Genomic DNA, 5,758 nt, shown 5'->3' with positions numbered 1-5,758 from the left:
TATGTAAATTCCTTACTTATCATAGCAAAAAATATGATCTTAAATTGTTGCATCTTGTCGAATGATTATAGGACGTCCACGGTGCGCTCGAGCGCGTGCTCATCGAGACCGTGGGTCCCGCGGTGGGCGGCAAGCTGCGCGCCGGCCGCAGCCGCAACGATCAGATCGCGACCCTCGTGCGGCTGTACCTGCTCGACCACTCCCGCACCCTCACCCGCGAGCTGCTGCGGCTGATCGACGCCCTCGTCGCCCAGGCCGGGGCGCACGAGACGGCGATCATGCCGGGTCGCACCCACCTGCAGCACGCCCAGCCCGTACTGCTCGCTCACCACCTGCAGGCCTACGGGTGGGCCTTCGTCCGCGGGATCGAGCGTCTGCGCGACTGGTCCGTCCGCGCCTTGGTCTCGCCCTACGGCGGCGGTGCGCTCGCCGGTGCCACGCTGGGTCTGGACCCGCAGCTGGTGGCCGACCGCCTGGGTCTCGCCCGCCCCTCCGAGAACTCGCTCGACGGCACCGCGTCGCGCGACGTCGTGGCCGAGTTCGCCTTCATCACGGCGATGATCGGCGTCGACCTGTCGCGGTTGTCCGAGGACGTCATCCTCTGGAACACTCGCGAGTTCGGCTTCGTCACGCTCGACGACTCCTACTCGACCGGGTCGAGCATCATGCCGCAGAAGAAGAACCCCGACATCGCCGAGCTCGCGCGCGGCAAGGCGGGGCGCCTCATCGGCAACCTCTCGGGTCTGCTCGCCACCCTCAAGGGGCTGCCGCTGGCGTACAACCGCGATCTGCAAGAGGACAAGGAGCCCGTCTTCGACTCGGTCCGCACGCTCGAGCTCGTCCTGCCGGCGTTCTCGGGCATGATCGCGACGCTGCGCTTCCACACCGACCGCATGGCCGAGCTCGCCCCGCAGGGGTTCTCCCTCGCGACCGACGTGGCCGAGTGGCTGGTGCGTCAGGGCGTCGCTTTCCGCGACGCGCACGAGATCTCCGGGGCGCTGGTGCGCGCGTGCGAAGAGCGCGAGATCGGCCTCGAGGACGCCGACGACGCGCTGTTGGCCTCGGTGTCGCCGTCGCTCGCTCCGGCCGTGCGCGAGGTGCTGACGATCGAGGGTTCCGTCGCGAGCCGCACGGGCGCGGGCGGAACGGCCCCGGTGCGCGTGGCCGAGCAGCGCGCGCAGCTCGTCGAGCGCGCGCAGGCCGCGGCTCGACCGATACTCCCGTGAATATCAGTAAATCGCTTATAAATCTGCATCGATAAGTATTATGCTGATCACATGACCGTCGCCGTGATCGTCGACATCGTCGCCTCGCGACAGCTCGCCGACCGCGCCGGCGCGCAAAGGGCGATCGCCGTCGCCATCGCCGAGGTCGACCGCGTCCTGCCCGTGGCATCCGCGCCCCTCACCCCCGTCGCGGGGGACGAGTTGCAGGGCGAATACGACACCCTCCCGCGTGCGCTGGCCTCGCTCCTGCTCCTCCGCCTCGCGCTGCCCGACGGCGTCGACTGTCGCTTCGGCATCGGCGTCGGCGCCGTGCGACCCATCGACATCGACGGACGCATCGTGCCCGAGGGGCCGGCATGGTGGGCCGCCCGCGCGGCGATCGAGCACGTCGAGCGCCTGCAGCAGCGCGCCGCGCCGCTCGCGCGCACGTGGATCGAGCTCGCCGAGGGAGAGGATGCCGCCATGTCCGACACGATCGCCCTGGCCGGCGCCTACGCCCTCGCCCGTGACCACACGATCTCGGCGATGAGCGAACGCAGCCGGCGGCTCACCTACGGGCGGTGCATCGGCCGATCGCAGCGCGACCTCGCCGAGGCCGAGGGCATCAGTCAATCCGCGGTGTCGCAGGCGCTCGCCGCGGCCGGATCGGCCACCCTGGTCGAGGGGTTCGCCGTGCTGACCGCGGGGGAGCGCGCATGATCGCCGCCGGACTGCTGCTGCTCGCCGTCGGCGCCGTCGACCTGCTGCGCCAGATGATCCGCGCGAAGCGCGCGATCGCCTTCGCCGTCGCCGCCATCGCACTCGTCGCGGTCTCGGCGGGTCTGGACGCGGTGGTCGCCGGCATCCTGGCCGTCGCCGTCGCTGCGATCTGGACCTGGGTCGTGCCCGAGACGGGTCCCGCACGCGCCGGGCTGTGGCCGGTCGCGCTCCTCGCCCTCGCCGCCGCGGCGTGCGTCGTGGTCGCCCCGGGCCGAGCGCGTCCGGGATTGATCGGCCAGGCCTGGGCGGGCTACCGGCCCGGCGAGTCGGTGTCGATCGACGTCGCCGTCCTGGTGGTCGGCTGCTTGGTATTCCTGCTCGAGTCCGGAAACGCCGTGGTGCGCATCGCCCTGCGCTCCGAGATGGGCGATCGGGCGGCCGGTGAGACGGATCGAGTGACCGGCGAGGCCGCCCCGCCCGCGCTCAAGGGCGGACGACTGATCGGCCCGCTCGAGCGCATCCTCGTCTTCGTGCTCACCCTGACCGGTGCGTACACGCTGCTCGCCGCGGTGCTCGCGGCCAAGGGGATCGTCCGCTTCCCCGAGATCTCGCGCGATCGCGACGACGGCGACCGCGCCGAGTACTTCCTGATCGGCAGCCTGGTCAGTTGGGTGACCTCGCTCGCGGCGGCGTTCCTGGTGTGGTGGGGCGTGCACGCCGGCTGAGCGGACCGCCGGGGTCGCGGCATCCGGAGCCTCCCGAGCCCGCTGGTACCCTGAACCGGTGTCTGCCTCCACCGATGCGGCGCCCGTGAGCGCCCTCGCACCCGCCAACGACCCGACCTTCGACAACGTCTGGGACGAGCTGGTGTATCGCGGGCTCGTGCACGTCTCCACCGACGAGGGCGAGCTGCGCGAACTGCTCGGCGCAGGCCCGATCACGTTCTACTGCGGCTTCGACCCGACCGCGCCGAGCCTGCACCTGGGAAACCTCGTGCAGCTGCTCACCATGCGTCGCCTGCAACTCGCCGGTCACCACCCGCTCGGGCTCGTCGGCGGGTCCACCGGCCTGGTGGGCGACCCGCGTCCCACGGCCGAGCGCACGCTCAACACGCGCGAGACCGTCGAGGAATGGGTCGGCAAGCTCCGTGCGCAGGTCGAACGGTTCTTGAGCTTCGACGGCGACAACGCCGCGCGCATCGTGAACAACCTCGACTGGACCGCTCCGCTCAGCGCGATCGACTTCCTGCGCGAGATCGGCAAGCATTTCCGCGTCGGCACCATGCTGAAGAAGGATGCCGTCAGCGCGCGCCTCAACTCCGAAGCGGGCATCAGCTACACCGAGTTCAGCTACCAGATCCTGCAGGGGCTCGACTACCTCGAGCTGCACCGCCAGTACGGCTGCGTCCTGCAGACCGGCGGCAGCGACCAGTGGGGCAACCTCACCAGCGGCACCGACCTGGTGCGCAAGGTCGAGGGCGTCTCGGTGCACGCGATCGGCACGCCGCTCATCACCAACAGCGACGGGACGAAGTTCGGCAAGAGCGAGGGCAATGCGATCTGGCTGGATGCCGAGATGTGCAGCCCGTGGGTCATGTACCAGTTCTGGCTCAACACCGATGACCGCGACGTGATCGAGCGCCTGAAGGTCTTCACGTTCCTCACGCGCGACGAGATCGCCGCGTACGAGGCGCTCGTGGAGTCCGAGCCCTTCCGCCGCGCCGCGCAGAAGCGCCTCGCCCGTGAGGTTCTGACGACCGTGCACGGGCCCGAGGCCACCGAGGCCGTCATCGCCGCGACCGAGGCGCTGTTCGGCCAGGGCGACGTCACCGCGCTCGACGCCGCCGTGCTGCGCAGCGCCCTCGAAGAGCTGCCGCACGCGACCGTCGCCGCCGGTTCGACCGTCGTCGAGGCGCTCACCGCCACGGGACTGTGCGCGAGCCTGAGCGAGGCCCGCCGCGCGATCGCGCAGGGCGGTGTCTCGCTCGACGGTGAGAAGGTCACCGGTGACGAGGCCGTCGTCTCGGGGACGCTTCCCGGTGGCGTGTCGGTCCTGCGTCGCGGCAAGAAGACGCTCGCGGGACTGTTCTTCGACTGACATGCCGTTCACGCCGAGCCATGCCGTCGTCGCGCTCCCGTTCCTGCGCACGCGGCTGGTTCCGGCGGCGATCGCCGTCGGGGCGATGACCCCCGATCTGCCGCTGTTCGTCCGCGGGATGTGGCCCGGCTACGGTCAGACGCACGATCCGGCCTGGCTCGCGCCGACCGTGGTCGTGGCCCTCGCGCTGCTTCTCGTGTGGCGCTGCGTGCTGCGGCCCGCGACCCGCGAACTGCTGCCGCGCGCGGTGGCCGCGCGGTTGCCCGAGGGGTGGGATGCCGGTGCCCCGGCCGCGGCGCGCGAGACCCTGGGCGGGGGAGTGCGCGGCATCCTGTGGCTCGTCCTGTCGCTCGCGCTCGGGGTGCTCTCGCACATCGCCTGGGACCTGTTCACGCACGAGGGACGGACGGGGGAGCAGCTCTTCCCGGTGCTCGCCCAGCAGTGGGGACCGTTCTCGGGGGCCAAATGGCTGCAGCACGCCTCGAGCGCGCTCGGTCTGCTCGTGCTCGCGGTCTTCGCGTGGGTGTGGCTGTCGCGGCGCGCGGCCATTCCTGTTCATCGGGCGCTCCCGGATGCCGTGCGCGTCGCGTGGTGGCTCTCGCTGCCGGTGGCGCTGGTCGGCGCGAGTCTCGTGGCGCTGGCGGTCGAGGGAGGGTTCGGGGCGGACTACACCCCGACCCATCTGATTTACGGCGTGCTGGTGAAGGTCGCCGCCGCGTGGGGAGCGGCGACGCTGGCGCTGGCGCTGCTCGTACAGGTGCGGCGCGTGCGCAGAGTCCGCGACGTGCACGAACGTCGCTGAGCGTCGGGGTTTCGGGCTGAGGCTGCGCACATCGCGGAGGAGGCGCGCGCGAGGAGGCTCCGTACGTGAGCCGCGCGACGCCCGACCTCGCCGCGGCCCGCGGGTCACGCGGGTGGGCGGACGGGCGGCGACTAGACTCGGGGACGTTATGACGAAGGCGGGAGAATCGGTGTCGGCGAGCACGAAGGGCACGAAGTCGGGCGCGGACGAGGTCATCCTCGGGCCCACCGGACGCCCGTATCAGGGGTTCCCCACCCCGAAGCCGCTCGACGGACACGGTCCGGCCCGCATCATCGCACTGTGCAACCAGAAGGGCGGCGTCGGTAAGACGACGACCACCATCAACCTCGCCGCCTCGCTGGCCGGGTACGGGCGACGTGTGCTGGCGATCGACTTCGATCCGCAGGGTGCGCTGTCGGCGGGACTCGGCATCCAGACGCACGACGTCCCCACCATCTACGACCTGCTGCTCGACACCAAGCGCGACCCGCACGAGGTCATCATGCGCACGCGGGTCGAGGGGCTCGACGTGATCCCGGCCAACATCGATCTGTCGGCGGCCGAGGTGCACCTCGTCAACGAGGTCGCCCGCGAGACGATCCTCGCGCGCGTGCTGCGCAAGGTCGCGGCGGACTACGACGTGATCCTGGTCGACTGCCAGCCGTCGCTGGGGCTGCTCACCGTCAACGCGCTGACGGCGGCGCACGGTGTGCTCATCCCGCTCGAGTGCGAGTTCTTCGCGCTGCGTGGTGTGGCGCTGCTGGTCGAGACGATCGACAAGGTCCGCGACCGCCTCAACCCCGCGATCGAGCTCGACGGCGTGCTCGCCACGATGTACGACCCCCGCACGCTGCACTCGCGCGAGGTGCTCGAGCGCGTGGTCGAGGCGTTCGGCGACGACGTTCTCGAGACGGTGATCGGTCGCACGGTGAAG

5 protein-coding genes and 1 pseudogene are annotated in these 5,758 nt (G+C 70.8%); all 6 read left to right on the top strand.

Going from position 1 to position 5,758, the window contains the following annotated elements; genetic code table 11:
• Nucleotides 1–71: 71 nt before the first annotated feature.
• Nucleotides 72–1,226, top strand: a pseudogene (gene argH / locus QZ433_RS11355) (argininosuccinate lyase); the annotation flags it as partial.
• 51 nt (nucleotides 1,227–1,277) lie between these two features.
• Entirely contained in the window at nucleotides 1,278–1,925 is a 648-nt protein-coding gene (locus tag QZ433_RS11350) for a SatD family protein (protein ID WP_295783419.1), read from the top strand.
• Complete coding sequence (locus QZ433_RS11345; protein ID WP_295783416.1) at nucleotides 1,922–2,650, top strand: hypothetical protein; 729 nt, start codon at nucleotides 1,922–1,924, stop codon at nucleotides 2,648–2,650. The genes QZ433_RS11350 and QZ433_RS11345 overlap by 4 nt, the downstream gene beginning before the upstream one ends.
• A gap of 58 nt (nucleotides 2,651–2,708) precedes the next feature.
• On the top strand, nucleotides 2,709–4,022 hold the full coding sequence (gene tyrS / locus QZ433_RS11340) for a tyrosine--tRNA ligase (RefSeq protein WP_295783413.1): 1,314 nt from the start codon (nucleotides 2,709–2,711) through the stop codon (nucleotides 4,020–4,022).
• 1 nt (nucleotide 4,023) lies between these two features.
• Complete coding sequence (locus QZ433_RS11335; protein WP_295783410.1) at nucleotides 4,024–4,824, top strand: DUF4184 family protein; 801 nt, start codon at nucleotides 4,024–4,026, stop codon at nucleotides 4,822–4,824.
• 148 nt (nucleotides 4,825–4,972) lie between these two features.
• Nucleotides 4,973–5,758 (top strand): AAA family ATPase (locus QZ433_RS11330; protein ID WP_295783408.1); only part of this gene is annotated, 786 nt, incomplete at its 3' end.

It is taken from the genome of uncultured Microbacterium sp. (assembly GCF_913776565.1).
Lineage (GTDB): Bacteria > Actinomycetota > Actinomycetes > Actinomycetales > Microbacteriaceae > Microbacterium.
Note: the sequence above shows the minus strand (reverse complement) of the source record. Positions and strands in the feature narration are given on the sequence as shown.

Coding starts and splice junctions, on each gene's coding strand:
- QZ433_RS11335 (WP_295783410.1), top strand. CDS start 4,024: ATGCCGTTCACGCCGAGCCATGCCGTCGTCGCGCTCCCGTTCCTGCGC.
- QZ433_RS11345 (WP_295783416.1), top strand. CDS start 1,922: ATGATCGCCGCCGGACTGCTGCTGCTCGCCGTCGGCGCCGTCGACCTG.
- QZ433_RS11350 (WP_295783419.1), top strand. CDS start 1,278: ATGACCGTCGCCGTGATCGTCGACATCGTCGCCTCGCGACAGCTCGCC.